General features: G+C 61.8%; 14 protein-coding genes. 6 read left to right on the top strand and 8 right to left on the bottom strand.

Features of this window, described 5'->3' with window-relative positions; translation table 11 throughout:
- Positions 1 to 13: 13 nt before the first annotated feature.
- Together BPHY_RS34735 and BPHY_RS34730 are read right to left on the bottom strand one after the other, a co-directional pair.
- On the bottom strand, positions 14 to 1,909 hold the full coding sequence (locus BPHY_RS34735) for a TRAP transporter large permease (protein ID WP_012406155.1): 1,896 nt from the start codon (positions 1,907 to 1,909) through the stop codon (positions 14 to 16).
- Positions 1,910 to 1,924: 15 nt separating this feature from the next.
- The gene (locus BPHY_RS34730; protein WP_012406154.1) at positions 1,925 to 2,956 is read right to left on the bottom strand and encodes a TRAP transporter substrate-binding protein; all 1,032 of its coding nucleotides are present in this window, start codon (positions 2,954 to 2,956) and stop codon (positions 1,925 to 1,927) included.
- Between the two features lie 665 nt (positions 2,957 to 3,621).
- Here BPHY_RS34730 and BPHY_RS34725 point away from each other — a divergent pair.
- Positions 3,622 to 4,752, top strand: coding sequence for a sensor histidine kinase (locus BPHY_RS34725; protein WP_012406153.1), 1,131 nt, complete (start codon positions 3,622 to 3,624; stop codon positions 4,750 to 4,752).
- A 453-nt stretch (positions 4,753 to 5,205) separates the two neighbouring features.
- On the opposite strand, the gene BPHY_RS34720 is transcribed toward BPHY_RS34725, so the two are convergent.
- The 4 genes from BPHY_RS34720 to pdxR all read right to left on the bottom strand — a co-directional run bounded on the left by BPHY_RS34720 (position 5,206) and on the right by pdxR (position 7,918).
- On the bottom strand, positions 5,206 to 5,466 hold the full coding sequence (locus BPHY_RS34720) for a hypothetical protein (protein WP_012406152.1): 261 nt from the start codon (positions 5,464 to 5,466) through the stop codon (positions 5,206 to 5,208).
- A 28-nt stretch (positions 5,467 to 5,494) separates the two neighbouring features.
- Positions 5,495 to 5,950 (bottom strand): carboxymuconolactone decarboxylase family protein, encoded by a 456-nt coding sequence (locus tag BPHY_RS34715; protein WP_012406151.1) that lies wholly within the window; start codon positions 5,948 to 5,950, stop codon positions 5,495 to 5,497.
- Positions 5,951 to 5,974: 24 nt separating this feature from the next.
- The gene (locus BPHY_RS34710) at positions 5,975 to 6,391 is read right to left on the bottom strand and encodes a cupin domain-containing protein (RefSeq protein ID WP_012406150.1); all 417 of its coding nucleotides are present in this window, start codon (positions 6,389 to 6,391) and stop codon (positions 5,975 to 5,977) included.
- Between the two features lie 117 nt (positions 6,392 to 6,508).
- Complete coding sequence (gene pdxR, locus BPHY_RS34705; RefSeq protein WP_012406149.1) at positions 6,509 to 7,918, bottom strand: MocR-like pyridoxine biosynthesis transcription factor PdxR; 1,410 nt, start codon at positions 7,916 to 7,918, stop codon at positions 6,509 to 6,511.
- A gap of 181 nt (positions 7,919 to 8,099) precedes the next feature.
- Between pdxR and BPHY_RS34700 the strand changes: the two genes are divergently transcribed.
- Positions 8,100 to 8,759 carry an HD domain-containing protein gene (locus tag BPHY_RS34700; protein ID WP_012406148.1) on the top strand — a complete coding sequence of 220 codons (660 nt, stop codon included), beginning with the start codon at positions 8,100 to 8,102 and terminating at the stop codon, positions 8,757 to 8,759.
- A 46-nt stretch (positions 8,760 to 8,805) separates the two neighbouring features.
- On the top strand, positions 8,806 to 9,528 hold the full coding sequence (locus BPHY_RS34695; RefSeq protein ID WP_012406147.1) for an SDR family oxidoreductase: 723 nt from the start codon (positions 8,806 to 8,808) through the stop codon (positions 9,526 to 9,528).
- A 308-nt stretch (positions 9,529 to 9,836) separates the two neighbouring features.
- On the opposite strand, the gene BPHY_RS34690 is transcribed toward BPHY_RS34695, so the two are convergent.
- Together BPHY_RS34690 and BPHY_RS34685 are read right to left on the bottom strand one after the other, a co-directional pair.
- Complete coding sequence (locus BPHY_RS34690) at positions 9,837 to 10,526, bottom strand: nitroreductase (RefSeq protein WP_012406146.1); 690 nt, start codon at positions 10,524 to 10,526, stop codon at positions 9,837 to 9,839.
- Positions 10,527 to 10,653: 127 nt separating this feature from the next.
- Positions 10,654 to 11,385 (bottom strand): GntR family transcriptional regulator, encoded by a 732-nt coding sequence (locus tag BPHY_RS34685; RefSeq protein WP_012406145.1) that lies wholly within the window; start codon positions 11,383 to 11,385, stop codon positions 10,654 to 10,656.
- Positions 11,386 to 11,769: 384 nt separating this feature from the next.
- Between BPHY_RS34685 and BPHY_RS34680 the strand changes: the two genes are divergently transcribed.
- The 3 genes from BPHY_RS34680 to BPHY_RS34670 are packed head-to-tail and all read left to right on the top strand — an operon-like array spanning position 11,770 to position 14,931.
- Positions 11,770 to 13,086 (top strand): aromatic ring-hydroxylating dioxygenase subunit alpha, encoded by a 1,317-nt coding sequence (locus BPHY_RS34680; protein WP_012406144.1) that lies wholly within the window; start codon positions 11,770 to 11,772, stop codon positions 13,084 to 13,086.
- Positions 13,087 to 13,144: 58 nt separating this feature from the next.
- Positions 13,145 to 14,581, top strand: coding sequence for a glutamine synthetase family protein (locus tag BPHY_RS34675; protein ID WP_012406143.1), 1,437 nt, complete (start codon positions 13,145 to 13,147; stop codon positions 14,579 to 14,581).
- 26 nt (positions 14,582 to 14,607) lie between these two features.
- Positions 14,608 to 14,931, top strand: a complete 324-nt coding sequence (locus BPHY_RS34670; protein ID WP_012406142.1) for a 2Fe-2S iron-sulfur cluster-binding protein — start codon at positions 14,608 to 14,610, stop codon at positions 14,929 to 14,931.
- Position 14,932 lies beyond the last annotated feature (1 nt).

Here is a 14,932-nt window from a genome sequence, read left to right as displayed (position 1 = left end):
TTACATCTGCCGGCTACAGGCCGAGCCGGGTCGGCAACCACAACGAAAAAGACGGCACCAGAATCAGCACCACCAGTGCGATGCACAGCACCAGCAGGTATTTGAGCATAGGTCGCGCTACTGCCTTCATTTCCGTGCCGGTGATGGCGCAGGTCGCGAACAGGCCCAGCCCGACCGGCGGCGCGAACAAACCCATGCCCATCGCGACGACAATCACCGTGCCGAAATGCAGCGGGTTGATGCCGAGTTGCGTGGCGATCGGGGTGAGGAGGGGCCCAAAGATGATGAGCGCGGGCGCGCCTTCCAGCACCGCGCCGAACACGATCATGATCAGCACGGACAGCAGCAGGAACATCGTCGGTCCATATTGATGCGCGAAGGCGATCATCGAATCGGAAACGAGCGCGGGAATCTGCTCGACGGTCAGCGCGAACGATACGCTGGAGGCCGCCGCGACGATGAACAGAATGCTGCTCGCCATCGATGCCGAGCGCACGAACACGCGTGTGACCGATTGCGGCGTCAGTTCGCGAAACGCCAGCCAGCCGACGATAAGCGCATAGACGACGGCGAACGCGGACACTTCCGTCGACGTCGCGATGCCCGACGTCACGCCCTTGCCGATCATGCTGATCATGACGAGCGCGACCAGCGCGCCGCCGAGCAGCGGCATCCATGCGCGCGGATTGGTGAGCGCATCGGCGAGATTTATGCGGCGCCCGAAAATCACCGCGACGATCGCCAGCGCCGCGGCAAGCACGGCCGCGGGCACGACGCCCGCGAGGAACAGCCCCGCGATCGAAATGTTCGCGACGAAGCCCATGATGATCATGTTCACGCACGGAGGAATGGTTTCCGCCATCACCGCGCTGCAGGCGAGCAGCGCTGCGGCTTCGTTCGGATCTTCCTTGCTCTGGCGCACAGCCGGCATCACGACACCGCCGACCGCCGCGATATCGGCAAGCTTTGAACCGGACACGCCCGAGAAGAACGCCGTCGCCATGATCGTGATGAGGCCGAGGCCGCCGCGCACGCGCCCGAAAATCCTCAGCAGCAGTTCGATCAGGCGGGACGACATGCCGTTGGTTTCCATCAGTAGTCCGGCGAGCACGAAGAACGGAATCGCGAGCAGCACGAAGTGGTCGGTGCCCGCCATCACTTGCTGCGAGTAGACGAGCATCGGCAGGGACGGTTCCGCGAGGAAGTACAGCAGCGCCGAGAACGCGAGCACGAAGCCGACCGGCACGCCGAGCACGAGTCCGCCGATGAATCCGGCCATCAGCAGGATGCCGGGCTTGATCGCGTGACCGGGCACGAACGCGTTCCACCCGAACACGGCCGCCGCGAGCAACACGCAGCCGATCAATGTGCCGAGCACAGTCCTGCGCGCGCCGTTGAGCGCGTTGGCGAGCGCGAACACTGCCATGAACACGCTGCCGATGACGAGCGGATACACTTTGATCCACGCGGGGAGGCCGCTCGGTGTCATCTGGCCGTAGGAATCGACTAGCAGCAGGCACGACGACACGCACAGATTCCCCGCGACGCCCGCGATGACCCAGTGTCCCAGATGAACGAGCGCGGGCTGCCAGCGCCTGGGCAGCATGCCGCGAAACAGGTCGACGCCGACGTGCTGGCTGCGCGCAAGCACCGTGGCGGCGCCGAAGAACACCAGTACGACCATCAGCGCTCCGGCGACTTCCTCGGCCCAGTCGAATGGATCGTGCAGGAAATAGCGGTAGATCACGGAGAGGAACACCACGAGCACATCGGCCGCGAGCACGGCTGCACACAGGTATTCGATCCCGTGCATGAGGCGCACGAGGCCGCGCGCGAGCACGGTCTCATGGCCGAAGCCCGGGGCGACGAGTTGCGCCTCTGATGCGGGCGTCGCGGAGAAAGTGGTCATGGTGTGGCTGCCTCGTTAGCCGCGCACTGCGGCGATGGCGGTGAAGAGCGGCGCGGTCGCGGGATACTGCTTCGAGAAGTTCGCGTACAACTGCGACTGCATCTCGCCGCGCGCGGTGTCGCGGTCGGCTTTCGACATCGGATAAAACGTCATGCCGCGCTTCTTCAGCTCCTGCTCGGCGCTGGCAGCCGTCTGGATGGCTGCGACGCGCTGACTCGCGGTCGCGTCTTGCGCCGCTTTCTGAAATGCGGGACGTAGATTCTCTGGAATCTTCGCCAGGGCGCGGCGGCCCATGACGACGACGAGCGGGCTGAAGACGTGCTGAGTTTGCCAGCACGACTTCACGACTTCGTCGTACTTGCTCGCGAGCACGGTCGCGCAGTCGTGCTCGAAGCCATCGACGACACCTGTCTGCGCGGCCATGTACAACTCGCCGATGGGAATGGGCGTCGGTACGGCGCCCATCAGCCTGAAGGTTTCCATGAAGGCGGGCGTGGGCAGCACGCGCAGCTTTACGCCCTTGATATCGGCGAGCGACTGCGTCGGCTTCTTCGTGAACACGTTGCGCGCGCCGAAGGAATAGCCCCACGTGACGACCGAGCAGCCCGCACGCTGTTGCAGCATGGTGTCAAAGGATTTGCCGACTGTGCCGTCCATGGCGCGCCCGACATGGTCGAAGTTGTCGAACACATAGCCCAGATCGAGCATGCCGAGCTCCGGCAGCACGGTCGCCCAGATCGACGAGCCGGTGACCATCATGTCGACCGCACCGACCTTCACCTGCTGCACGACGTCGCTCTCCTTGCCGAGCTGACTGTTCGGGAAATAGTCAATCCGAATCTGGTCGCCGACGCTCGCCTTCAGATTCGCAGCGAGCTTCTGATACCACACGTAATGCGCGGCGTTTTCGTTCGCGGGCATCGATGATGACAGCCGCAACGTGGCCGCCGGCTGGGCGCGCACGATCGCGGGAAAGCCCGCGCCCGCCGCCGCGAGGGAGGCCACAGAGGCCGTTTGAAGGAACCGTCGCCGGGAAGTGGAATGCATGGTCTTGTCTCCTGAATGCCGCTCTATGCGCGGGCGAGTGTGTTCAGCGCGACACGACAGCAGCGGCGCGACTGTATCGATTTAGTGTATCGATACAGTAAATCGTTGAGTAGCGCGATCAAATGGGCGTTTACCCGCGTCCGTTCAGCAGCCCGTGACGCCGAATGTGTCCACGGACCGCATAAAGACAATACGACGCAGCCATGAGATAGATGACCGGATGACTCTGCTGCCGGCCTCTCGGTGCTCGCTCGTGCGGCCGGCGGCTATCTCAATCGGATTTCTTCGGCTCGACTGGCCGAGCGTTCAGATCCATACGTTAACGTGACGCGCGCAAAAGGAGTGAGCTATGGCCACTAATTGCCGACCGTTGACGCTGGAGGTTCATCTGAATCGATTCGAACAGGCCAGAAGAGGCACCGATCGGCCACGTTGAGACATTCGATCGCGCTTGCGCGAACGGCAGTGTGCGGGCCCGGAGATCGGGGCATCCTGCCAATAAAACCGCTATCAGATCTCACAAGGTTGCCCAATCGGTCGGCATGGCACGCATGGCGGCATGCGGCCTCGACCGGGGCCTCAGTAAAAGTCTGTCTCCAATTTGCGTGTAGCATAGGTAGGCTGACCTCGGCCAATGACGCCCTTTCCTGTTGGAAGACTCAGGTATGCGACTTTCAGATTTCATTTTGCGAGACCTGGAGCCGATTTCGGAACAATGGGAGGCGTTCGCCGCCACTCTACTACCGGCGGCGGAAAAAATGGAATCGTTGGAGCTGCGCGAGCATGTGAAGGAAATCCTGCAGACCGTGGCAATGGATCTGCGTTCCTCACAGACGCGGGAAGCCCAACATGAAAAGTCGATGGGTCGAGGCGCCGGGCTGATTGATCCGACAGAAGAAACCGCTGCGCAAAAGCATGGCGTCCTGAGAGCACGGGCGGGCTTCAACGTCAACCAGCTCGCCGCCGAATATCGCGCCTTGCGCGCCAGCGTACTTCGACTATGGATGGACGAATGTGAGCCTGGAAGGCATGGTCTGGGCGATGTCATTCGCTTCAACGAAGCGATCGATCATGCGCTCGCAGAATCAGTAACCTCTTTCAACGCACAGATCGAACAGAACCGCAACCTTCTGCTCGGAATGCTCGGGCATGATCTGCGAAGCCCTCTGCAGGCGATTCAGGTCACCGCGTCGTATTTGGCGCTATTAAACGCGGGAGAGCATGTATCAAAGGCCGCCGGCCGCCTCATACGTAGCGGAGCCAGAATTCAGGGGTTGCTTGACGATCTCACCGAATTCAACCGGACCAAACTTGGATTGGGCATCAACGTAAAGCCTACAAGTGTCAATCTGGCGGATGTGCTGGCAGACGAAGTGGAGGAGTTGCGCGCTATTCATCCTGACAGGCAGATCGATTATGACGTAAATGGTGACTTGCAGGGAGACTGGGATGGTCCGCGTCTGCAGCAATTGCTTGGCAATCTTGTTCTCAATGCCATCAAGTATGGAGCGCAGGACACGCCTGTGCGCGTGATGGTGACCGGTGGCGTAACGGATGTTCGTATCAATGTCAGCAACCGCGGAGCTGCAATCGGAAGCGCAACGCTGGCCCATATCTTCGATCCCCTGATGCGAGGGCCCGACCGTCAGAGCGATGACGAGCGGACCGGTAGCCTCGGATTGGGGTTGTATATCGCGAGCGAAATTGCCAAGGCTCATCACGGTGCTATCGAAACCCGGTCCGACGATACGGAGACAATTTTTTCAGTGTCACTGCCCAGGGACCAGGGACGTTAGCCGGAAAGGACGCTGACAGTCCGTGGTGTCGAAGAGATTTGCCAAGCGGAAAGCCGCCATTCGCGCGCTGGGCCGGAATGTCCCTTCGGGGTCGACCTCTGCCGGATGCAGTCGGGCCGGCGGCAGCATCTGTCGTCGGCTCACCGTCGGACCGTGTGCGGCCGAAATCAGCCTTTCACAGCCCTTGCCACCACGTCAATCGGACGGTCGCTCCTATCAGGGAGCGCACTGGCTCAAGGCTCGCTCGGAACAAGCCGGATGCCCATTGCAATCAACTCGGCTGGCCGCGGCTATTGCCGTCCCGAATTCACGAAAAGGTGTTGCTCGAAGAATGGGACATGATGGTTATCGCGTCCGACCACGCGTGTACGTGCATTGTTGCTTGATTTGGTGCTTGCCAGGCAGTTGACGGCTGGCTTCAATCGAGGGCGTTGACCTTATGACATGCCCGCGTCAGCGGTCATTCCGCAAACCTTCGGCTTGACGTCGTACGCGATGCGCCGCGGGGACATGGTCCACATGCGCGTCATGCGCCAGGGTGTCGCGCGAATACAGTTGCTGGTTGCTCGCAGCGACCTGCATCCACGGCAGCACGACGCCGAAACTGAATGCGCTGCCAACGACGAACGCGACGGCCAGCCGCGCGGGGGCGATGTCTGGACGCGAGCGAATTGGCAGGTGGCAGTGCGCTGTGCCGAGCTTCGCAGCTTCCATGCCAAATGGGGGCGCGTTTGGGGGCGCTTCACGGCTCCATCACGGCCTGGGGCGTGTTCCGGAAGCTTATCGCCATGCGATTATAAGTATTCATCAGGCTAATGGCGATGGTCAGGTCAACCAGTTCGCGTTCATTGAATACGGCGCGGGCAGCCTCGTATGCCTCGTCCGGCACGCCGGTCTGCGCCACCAGCGTGACCGATTCGGCCCACGCGAGTGCTGCACGCTCGCGGTCGTCGAACAGATGGCCCGCTTCCCTCCATGCCTGCACGAGCGCGAGCTTTTCGACCTTCACGCCTTTTTTCAGCAGGTCGCGTGCATGCATGTCGAGGCAATAGGCGCAGTTGTTGATCTGCGAGACGCGCAGGTAGACCAGGTCGACGAGAACCGGCGACAGGTCGCTCTGCATGACGTAGCCGTAGACGCCGCCAAGGGCTTTGACGCCCGCAGGCGCAATCCGGGTGTAGTCGAGGCGCTTGCTCATGATGTGACTCCGTGATGCGGTGATTTACTTGATGGGGGTAGTCAGGGCTTTGTCGCTGCTGTCCGCGACGAATACGGCGAGCAACTTTGCAGGCCTTGTTTCGCTCGCGTTGCGGCTTATGCGGTGAACGGCGCCGGGCTTCTCGAAGAAGCTTTCGCCCGCATGGTAGACGTGCCTCGGACCATCATCCACCTGTGACTCGATCTCGCCGGATACGACGTACGCATAGATGAAAGCCGAGCCCGCATGCCTGTGTGCGGACGACGCTGCGCCGGGTGCGTAATCAACGACGACGGCGGTCAACGACTTTCCCGGAATGTTGTGAATGGCGTGCTGAAAGTTCGGTGTGACGGTTTCAGCCGCGCCATGTGCCGCGGCCGGCACCGCGATGCCGACGGCCATGCCGGTGCAGGCGGCTCTTACGATGGATCGAATGTTCATGGATGTCGGGCTCCTTTGTGCTCGTGCATTGTCGTGTGACATTGCGGGCACGCAAAAGCACCAGGAATGAACATTTTCGCTGTACCAAGAAGCGATGGCAAAGTCCTCGCTGGTCCGTCAGTGGCGCCCGCGAACGAGTTCCAGCAGGCGGGAACAGTGGGCCGGCAGCGTTCTTTCATTCAGGTTCGTCACGCCGAGCAGTAGCCCCTGCTGCCCCGGCTTTCTCGTGTACCAGGGGGAGAGCGGAACGGGGGCCAGCCCGAAAGCTCGCGCCCGCAAAGCGATATCGACATCGGATACGGATTGGGGAAGCGCGGCCACGACGGTCATGCCGGCAGCAGCCTGCACTTTGATTGAATCCGAGGCCAGTTCCTTCAGACAACGAACCAGGGCTTCCTGTCGGGCAATGTAAAGACGCTTCATACGTCGCAGATGGCGAAGGTAGTGCCCCTCGTGCATGAACTCGGTCACGGCGTGCTGCACGGATGCAGCAGGGGCGGGCGCAAGGCACGCCGCGATGTCGCCGAAGCGGCGTGCCATGGCCGGCGGAACAACGAGAAATCCCAGGCGCAGTGCCGGGCTGATCGTCTTGCTGAACGTCCCGATGTGGAGCACTCGTTCGTCCTGATCGAGAGAGGCCAGCGCCGGTGCGGCCCTTCCTTTCAACTGCAATTCGCCCAGATAATCGTCTTCGACGATGCAGGCATCGTGTTGTTTGGCCCAGCCGAGCAGTGCAATCCGTCGAGCGAGGGACATCGTCATCCCGAGCGGCGCCTGCTGGCCCGGTGTCACCACCGCGAGGGCGGCTTCGGGCGCGATCCGGATGCCTGCGTCGATATCGAGCCCGTCCGTGTCCACCGGCACCCCTGCCACGGTCATGCCCGCTAGCCCGAGCGCCGTACGCGTGAGCGGAAAGCCAGGGTCTTCCATCCAGGCCTGTCGGCCTTCCACATGCAAGCCGCGGATCGCAAGATTGAGCGCGCCGGAGAAACCTGCCGTGACGAAGACCTGGGAGGGACTGCATCGAAGCCCGCGTGAGACGCCGAGGTACGCCGCGATCTCCTGTCGCAAATCCGGCTCGCCGCGGGGATCGGGGTATCCGACAGGAGCCGCTGCCGCCCGGCGCGCCGCCCGTGCCTGAATGCGCGACCAGAGCTTGAACGGAAAGGCGTCCTGGGAGGGCACACCCATCTGAAACGCCAACGGCGCCGCGCTGAACTCGAAGAACAGATCGGGAAGCGGCGGCGCCTCCGGCGACCGTCCCGTCGTCGCCGGTAACGGCCGCGCGGCGACCCGGGTGCCGGCGGCGCCGAGGCCGATCGCGAACTGTTCATCGATCAAACGTTCATAGGCGGCCCGCACGGTGCCCCGGGATACGCCGAGCTGGGCGGCCAGATCCGCCCAGGAGGGCAGCCGCGCGCCGGCGGCGAGCTGGCCCGACTCGATCGCATCTCGAATCGAGCCGTAAATTTGCGCCGACAGCGAGATGCGTCCGGCGCGATCGATGCCTATAGAAAGCGTTGCCATGGACGCGATAGTACAGTGGCATTTCTCGATCTTGGGCCTGTTCCATGAACCATGGGAAGCGTAACTTCCCAGGTGCAACCTTGCCATTGCGTTCCGGCGCGGAATCAGCCGCCCATGCGGGGCCGTCTGGAAGCGAAACGTGCCGCAGGAAACGAACGCCTTCTACAACGCGAGTCACCTGATGAAGCAAGACAGAACAGCACCGACGAAAGAAATGCTCGACGTCGTCATTCCCGATAGCCAGCTGGCGCGGCAGGTAGCCCAGCTCATTCGCGACACAGAAAGTGAATTGCTGTTTAACCACTCGACACGGGTCTACCTATGGGGTGCGCTTTTGGGAAAACGAAAAAGTATCGCCTTCGACCCAGAGCTGCTCTATGTGGCGTCCATGTTCCACGATATCGGTTTGACGTCGGCCTATCGCGAAAGCGAACTGCGTTTCGAAGTGGACGGGGCCAACGCGGCGCGCGATTTTCTGCGCAGCCATCATGTCGACGAAGCAGACGTGGCGACGGTGTGGACCGCTGTGGCGCTCCATACGACGCCGGGCATTCCGGAGCACATGCACGGTGAAATCGCGCTGGTGCAAGCGGGAGCTGGGATGGATGTGGCTGGACGGGACTTCGATGCGTTTACGGAAGAGCAGCGCGCAGCGGTGGTCGCGGCCTGGCCGCGCGGCGCCGATTTCGCCGGAAAGATGATCGATGCCTTCTACGACGGCATGAAGCATCGCCCAGGCACCACGTTCGGCACGTTCAACGACGATTTTCTGGCGCACAAGGATCCCAGGTTCCAGCGCATGAACTTGTGCAGCATCATTCTGAATTCCCGGTGGGGCTGACTGGCGGCCCCAAACGGGCTCAACTTTGCATCTATAAGGTTTTGCAATGCCCAAACGAACGTTTTTGGTCACAGGCGCCAGCAAAGGTATCGGGCGCGCGCTGTCACACCGGCTCGCCGCCGATGGACATCAGGTCATCGGTCTTGCACGCGGGGCCGACGACCCGAGTTTCCCCGGCACTCTGGTTTTCGTCGATCTGACCGATCGCAACGCGACGACACGAACGCTCGAGGGCCTGGTCGGCTGTTATACCTTCGATGGCGTCATCAACAACACGGGGTTCGTCCGTCTGGCTGGCGTTGAAGCGGTTGATCTCGACGACCTCGAAGCGTCCTTCCGCCACAATCTCACCTCTGCCGTGCAGACCGTGCAAGCCTTGCTACCGGGAATGCGGGAGCGTGGTTGGGGGCGAATCGTCAATCTCTCGAGCCTCGTCGTGCTTGGCGTCGCGAACCGCACCGCCTACGCGGCGGCGAAAGCCGCGATGATGAGCTTCACGCGCACCTGGGCGCTGGAGCTTGCGCAGACCGGCATTACCGTCAATGCCGTCGCGCCCGGGCCCACCGAGACCGAACTGTTCCGGCAGAACACACCCATCGGCAGCGAAGCGGAGCAGCGCTTTCTGTCGCTTGTGCCGATGAAGCGATTCGGCAAGCCTGAGGAATTGGCCGCGTCCGTGGCGTTTCTTCTGTCAGAGGATGCGGGCTTTATCACTGGACAGACGGTGTTCGTTGACGGTGGTGCGTCGGTAGGGAAGGCGGCATTCTGATACCTCCCGTTGTTCTCGAAACACGCGAGGGTAATAACACCGCCCTCGACTCATATTGCCCGAAGCGACCTGGCGACGGGCGCTAGCGTTTGTTTCACGATTGATTTGCCATGCTCTGCCTTGCTTCGGACGGCACCTGGACACGAGGAAGACGAGTCGAATACAGGCCAAACCCACTGCCGTGACCGACCGGTATCCGTGCGACGGAATGCGTGTTCAAGGTCGGCTTTGTGCCTTCCCCGTGTGCGACGGCGACCGTGAAGCGCAACAGACGCACGGGAAACGCCCGCTTCCGGTCATCGCTCGAACTAGCTTGACTCGTCAAGCCCCGCAAAACTTGCAAACTGAAACACTGGCTCCCGAGGAAGTCGCAGCCGATTGACGAGCGAGTGCTGGTTTGCGTAGCCAAGCGACATCCCGCAGACGACCTCGTGCCCGGTTTCGAGTTCGAGTTGCGTCGCGATGACCGTCTGATAACGCGCGAACGACACCTGCGGGCATGTATCCAGACCGCGCGAGCGAGCCGCAATCATGATGTTCTGGATGAACAACCCGTAGTCGAGCCAGCTGTACTTTTTCAGTCGTGCGTCGATCGTGAAGATCATGCCGATCGGCGCGCCGAAGAAATCGAAATTCCGGCCTGTTGCCCGATTGCGCCCGTCGACGTCCGTCTTGTCGATGCCCAATGCGCCGTAATAGCGCGCGCCGAAATCTTCCTGTCTTATCCGATACGATTCCGGCAAAGGATCCGGCATGTATTGCAGCTGCTGATGCGTTCCACCCGTATGAGCACGCGCCAGCGCTGCACTGAGTCGTTGTTTAATGCCGCCAGCCAGCACGTGGACACGCCACGGCTGCGTGTTCGAATTGCTGGGCGCCGCACGTGCAACATCGAGAATATCGATCATGTCCTGCTTCGAAACGGCATCCGGACGAAACGCCCGAACGGCTTTTCGCGAGCGGATCACCGAATCGACAATGTAGGTCTCCGAATTCATCTGCACCGGTCTCCACGGTTTCAACATGTCCGGCCGATGATGCCATACGTCGTGCCAGATTCCCGCTGAAAAACGTGCATCATGATCTTGCACCAGATGGGATGTGGATACGCGGATGCAGGCGCATCTACAAAACCGCATCGGCGACGAGTTGCAAAGCGGGCGCAAGCTTCAGATACACCTCCGGCCGCTCGAGCGCGTAGGTCAGATTGCGTTGCGCGATCTGCACGTGCTCGGTAGCGAGCGATTGCGCCCGCGTGCCTTCGCCGCGTTCCATCGCCTGCACGAGGCTGTGATGCTGCTGATGTGCCATGAAAAGCCATTGACGGCCTTCCTCGATGGCGGATTGCATCGGCAGCATCGCGCTGGCTGCGGCAAACGGCAGACGGTTGTTCATGTCGATTGCACGGATCAGCGCCGCGTTGCCCGAACCTTCGACGATCAGCTTGTGAAAACGGTTGTTCATGTCCGTGTATGCAGCGTAATCGTCGAGATCGAGTTCCGACTTCGCGAGCAGGCGATCGCCAGCGCGCAGACATTCGTTCAGACCGTTCGATAACTGGCGCTGCACGCCGTGCTCTGCGACGAGGCGCGCAGCCATGCCTTCGAGATGACCGCGTACAGCAATGGCATCGGCGATCTCAGCGGCCGTGATACGGCGCATCACATAACCGCCCGCCGGAGACGGCTCGACGAGACCTTCCTGTTCGAGCGTCGTGAGCGCGAGCCGGACGGGGGTGCGCGATGCCTGCAGTCGCTCCGCGAGCGCGACTTCGCCAAGGCGCTCCCCAGGCGCGAATTCACCCTTGAGGATCAGGTCGCGTAGATACACCAACACACGTTCTTGCTGCGATTCCATTTCATTCTCCGGTGGCCTCGGCGGGGCGCGATGCCTGCGCCGCCTTTCGGCTGATTGTAGAGCACGAACGGCACCGGAGGGCGTTGACTTGCCTGTTTTGAGAAATTAAATGTACATGAGTGTATGCAACATACCGCCTACTCACGGATCGTAGCCTGATGAAGCGATCTAGGGAAGATCCTGGGTGTCTCTAATATATCTATGAAAATCAGTATATTAGGTCGTTATTCGCGCTTTTGGCGCTGCCCGAACGTCAGATCCTTACGGATTGGTTGTATACAGGAGTTGCAAGAATGAATTCTTCAATCTATTCTTCGTGATCATTGGGGGTGGGCGTGCATACAGCTGCAGGCCCCGTGCATTCACAGCAATGGGAGACAGACCATGATGAGTTCGCAGCAAAACGACAGGATCACGCGCGTAGGCAAGGGCACGCCCGCCGGGCAACTTCTGCGCAATTACTGGCAGCCCGTTGCGCTGGTGGAGGAGCTGCCCGTGCAGCGTCCCATTCGCGCAGTACGATTGATGGGCCAGGACTTCGTCGTGTTCAAGGACGAACAGGGGCGCTACGGCATGCTTGATCGCGACTGCCCGCATCGCGGCGCCGACCTCGCGGCGGGTCGTCTCGAAGCGGGCGGTCTGCGCTGCGCCTTCCACGGCTGGCTGTTCGATGTCGACGGACACTGCCTGTCGACGCCGGCCGAACCCGTCGGCAGCACGCTCTGCAAGAAGGTGCGGCAGAGCGCGTATCCCGTGGTCGAGCGCAGCGGCATCCTGTTCGCGTACATCGGCGGCGGCGAGCCGCCCGCGTTTCCGAACTTCGACTGCTTCGCTGCGCCGTCCGAGTACACGTTCGCGTTCAAGGGGCTGTTCGAGTGCAACTGGCTGCAGGCGCTCGAAGTCGGCATCGACCCGGCGCACGCGTCGTTTCTGCATCGCTTCTTCGAAGACGAGGACGTGAGCGAGAGCTACGGCAAGCAGTTTCGCGGGGCGTCGGCGGACTCGGATATGCCTATCACCAAGGTGCTGCGCGAATTCGAATCACCGGAGATTCTCGTCAGTCCGGCCGACTACGGCCTTCGCCTGATCGCCAGGCGTCCGCTGAACGACACGCAGACGCACGTGCGCGTGACCAACGTCGTGTTCCCGCAGGCGTTCGTGATTCCGATGAGCGCGGAAATGACAATCACGCAATGGCACGTGCCCGTCGATGACGAAAACTGCTACTGGTACGCGATTTTCACGAGCTTCGGCGCGCCGACCGACAAGGTGCAGATGCGCGCGCAGCGGCTGGAACTGTACGAACTGCCGGACTACACGTCACGCAAGAACAAGCGCAACCACTACGGCTTCGACGCGGACGAGCAACAGACGCAGACCTACACCGGCATGGGCTTCGATATCAACGTGCACGATCAGTGGGCCGTCGAATCGCAGGGCGCGATCCAGGACCGAACGCGCGAGCACCTGGGCACGACCGACAAGGGCATCATCGCGTACCGGCGTCTGCTCGTCGATGCGATCGAGAAGACGCAAGCGGGCGAGAAGACGCTGATGATGATCGACGCACAGCAGGCCGCGCATCTGACGGGCCCGGCGTCGATCGACGGCATCGGCCCCGCCGACGGCTGGGACGACTATTGGAGATCCTCCGACGTGAAGCGTCGCGAAGCCGCACCTTGGCCCGCACCGAAAGCCTGACGACGAATCCCGCAACCACAATGGAGCGCGCGGCCGTCGAGCGGCCGGGCGAAGCAACATGTCATTTGTCGAAACCCACGGCCTTTGGACAGGCGATCAGCACACGGCTTACGCCGCGCTGCTGGAACGGTTGAAAGAAAGCGACGTGCAGGTAGTGCGCTTTTCGTTTCCCGATCAACACGGCCAGCTGCGCGGCAAGACGCTCGTCGTCGATGAGGCGATGCGGGCCTTCAAGACTGGCGTCACGTTGACGAGCACGCTGCTCGCCAAGGATACGTCGCATCGCACGGTGTTCCCCGTGTTCACGCCGGGCGGCGGCTTCGATATGCCCGAAATGCAGGGCGCCTGCGACACGCTGATGGTCGCCGATCCCGAAACCTTCCGCGTGCTGCCGTGGGCGCCGCATACAGGCTGGGTCTTGTGCGACGTGTACTTCGCGAGCGGCCGGCCTGTGCCGTTCGCCACGCGTCACCTGTTCCGTCGCGCGCTGGAGCAGCTCGGCCATCACGGCTTCGAATTCATGTCCGGCCTCGAAGTCGAGTTTCATGTGTTCAAGGTGGCCGATCCGAACATGAAGCCCGAGCATTCGGGACAGCCCGGCATCCCGCCCGATATCAAGTTGCTGTCGCATGGTTATCAGTATCTGACCGAATTGCGCTACGACGCTGTGGATAGCGCGATGGAAATGCTCAGGCGCGGCATCGACGGACTCGCGCTGCCCGTGCGCTCGCTCGAAGTCGAATACGGCCCGAGTCAGTTCGAGTTCACGTTCGCACCGACGAAAGGCATGAAAAGCGCCGACGACATGATTCTGTTTCGCAGCGCCGTGAAGCAGATTTGTCAGCGCAACGGCTATCACGCGACCTTCATGTGCCGTCCGCGCATTCCCAACGTGGTGTCGAGCGGGTGGCATCTGCATCAGTCGCTCATCCATGCCGCTGACAGCACGAACGCATTCATGCCGACCGGTCCGGGCGCGCCGCTTTCCGTCACCGGCCAGCGCTATCTCGCGGGATTGCTCGCGCATGCGCAGGGCGCGACGGCCTTGTCGACGCCGACCATCAATGGCTATCGCCGCTACCGGCCATATTCGAACGCACCGGATCGCGCGAACTGGGGCTGCGATAACCGCGGCGTAATGCTGCGCGTGCTGGGCGGTCCCAACGATTGCGCGACGCGCGTCGAGAACCGCGTCGGGGAGCCGACGGCGAATCCGTATCTGTATTTCGGCTCACAGGTGTTGTCGGGTCTCGACGGACTGCGGCGCAAGCTCGAACTGCCAGCGTCGGCGGATACGCCCTACGAGACGCACGCCGATGCGCTGCCGCGCACGTTGAGCGACGCCATCGCGGCGCTGGGTGCCGACGACTGTCTGCGCGAGGGCTTCGGCAGTGCGTTCGTCGACTACTTCTGCAAGCTCAAGCAGGCGGAGATCGACCGCTTCAATCTGGAAGTGACCGAGTGGGAACACCGGGAGTATTTCGAAACGTTCTGATGGCGTTCCCATCAAGGAGTGAAGTCATGCCTATCGTCACCTACATTTTGCGCGACGGCGAGCGCCGCGCCATCGACGTGAGCGCCGGCACCAGCGTGATGGAAGCCGCGATCCACAACAACGTGCGCGGCATCGACGCCGAATGCGGCGGATGCCTGTCGTGCGCGACATGTCATGTGTATATCGATGAGTCGTCGACGGCACAGTTGCCGCTACCCGACGAATCGGAACTACAACTGCTCGACGGCGTGGCCGCCGGGCGCCGCCCCGAAAGCCGCCTGAGTTGCCAACTCGTCGTGATGCCCGCGATGAACGGACTCGTCGTGCACATTCCGCCGCGCCAGGGATGAC

Source organism: Paraburkholderia phymatum STM815 (genome assembly GCF_000020045.1).
GTDB lineage: Bacteria > Pseudomonadota > Gammaproteobacteria > Burkholderiales > Burkholderiaceae > Paraburkholderia > Paraburkholderia phymatum.
This window is presented reverse-complemented; position numbering and strand designations above follow the sequence as displayed.

Bases quoted from the DNA above. Each gene is read 5' to 3' on its own strand.
- BPHY_RS34710 (WP_012406150.1), bottom strand. From the start codon at position 6,391: ATGAACATTCGATCCATCGTAAGAGCCGCCTGCACCGGCATGGCCGTC.
- BPHY_RS34720 (WP_012406152.1), bottom strand. From the start codon at position 5,466: ATGGAAGCTGCGAAGCTCGGCACAGCGCACTGCCACCTGCCAATTCGC.
- BPHY_RS34670 (WP_012406142.1), top strand. From the start codon at position 14,608: ATGCCTATCGTCACCTACATTTTGCGCGACGGCGAGCGCCGCGCCATC.
- BPHY_RS34690 (WP_012406146.1), bottom strand. From the start codon at position 10,526: ATGAATTCGGAGACCTACATTGTCGATTCGGTGATCCGCTCGCGAAAA.
- BPHY_RS34675 (WP_012406143.1), top strand. From the start codon at position 13,145: ATGTCATTTGTCGAAACCCACGGCCTTTGGACAGGCGATCAGCACACG.
- BPHY_RS34700 (WP_012406148.1), top strand. From the start codon at position 8,100: ATGAAGCAAGACAGAACAGCACCGACGAAAGAAATGCTCGACGTCGTC.
- BPHY_RS34695 (WP_012406147.1), top strand. From the start codon at position 8,806: ATGCCCAAACGAACGTTTTTGGTCACAGGCGCCAGCAAAGGTATCGGG.
- BPHY_RS34725 (WP_012406153.1), top strand. From the start codon at position 3,622: ATGCGACTTTCAGATTTCATTTTGCGAGACCTGGAGCCGATTTCGGAA.
- pdxR (WP_012406149.1), bottom strand. From the start codon at position 7,918: ATGGCAACGCTTTCTATAGGCATCGATCGCGCCGGACGCATCTCGCTG.
- BPHY_RS34730 (WP_012406154.1), bottom strand. From the start codon at position 2,956: ATGCATTCCACTTCCCGGCGACGGTTCCTTCAAACGGCCTCTGTGGCC.
- BPHY_RS34680 (WP_012406144.1), top strand. From the start codon at position 11,770: ATGATGAGTTCGCAGCAAAACGACAGGATCACGCGCGTAGGCAAGGGC.
- BPHY_RS34685 (WP_012406145.1), bottom strand. From the start codon at position 11,385: ATGGAATCGCAGCAAGAACGTGTGTTGGTGTATCTACGCGACCTGATC.
- BPHY_RS34735 (WP_012406155.1), bottom strand. From the start codon at position 1,909: ATGACCACTTTCTCCGCGACGCCCGCATCAGAGGCGCAACTCGTCGCC.
- BPHY_RS34715 (WP_012406151.1), bottom strand. From the start codon at position 5,950: ATGAGCAAGCGCCTCGACTACACCCGGATTGCGCCTGCGGGCGTCAAA.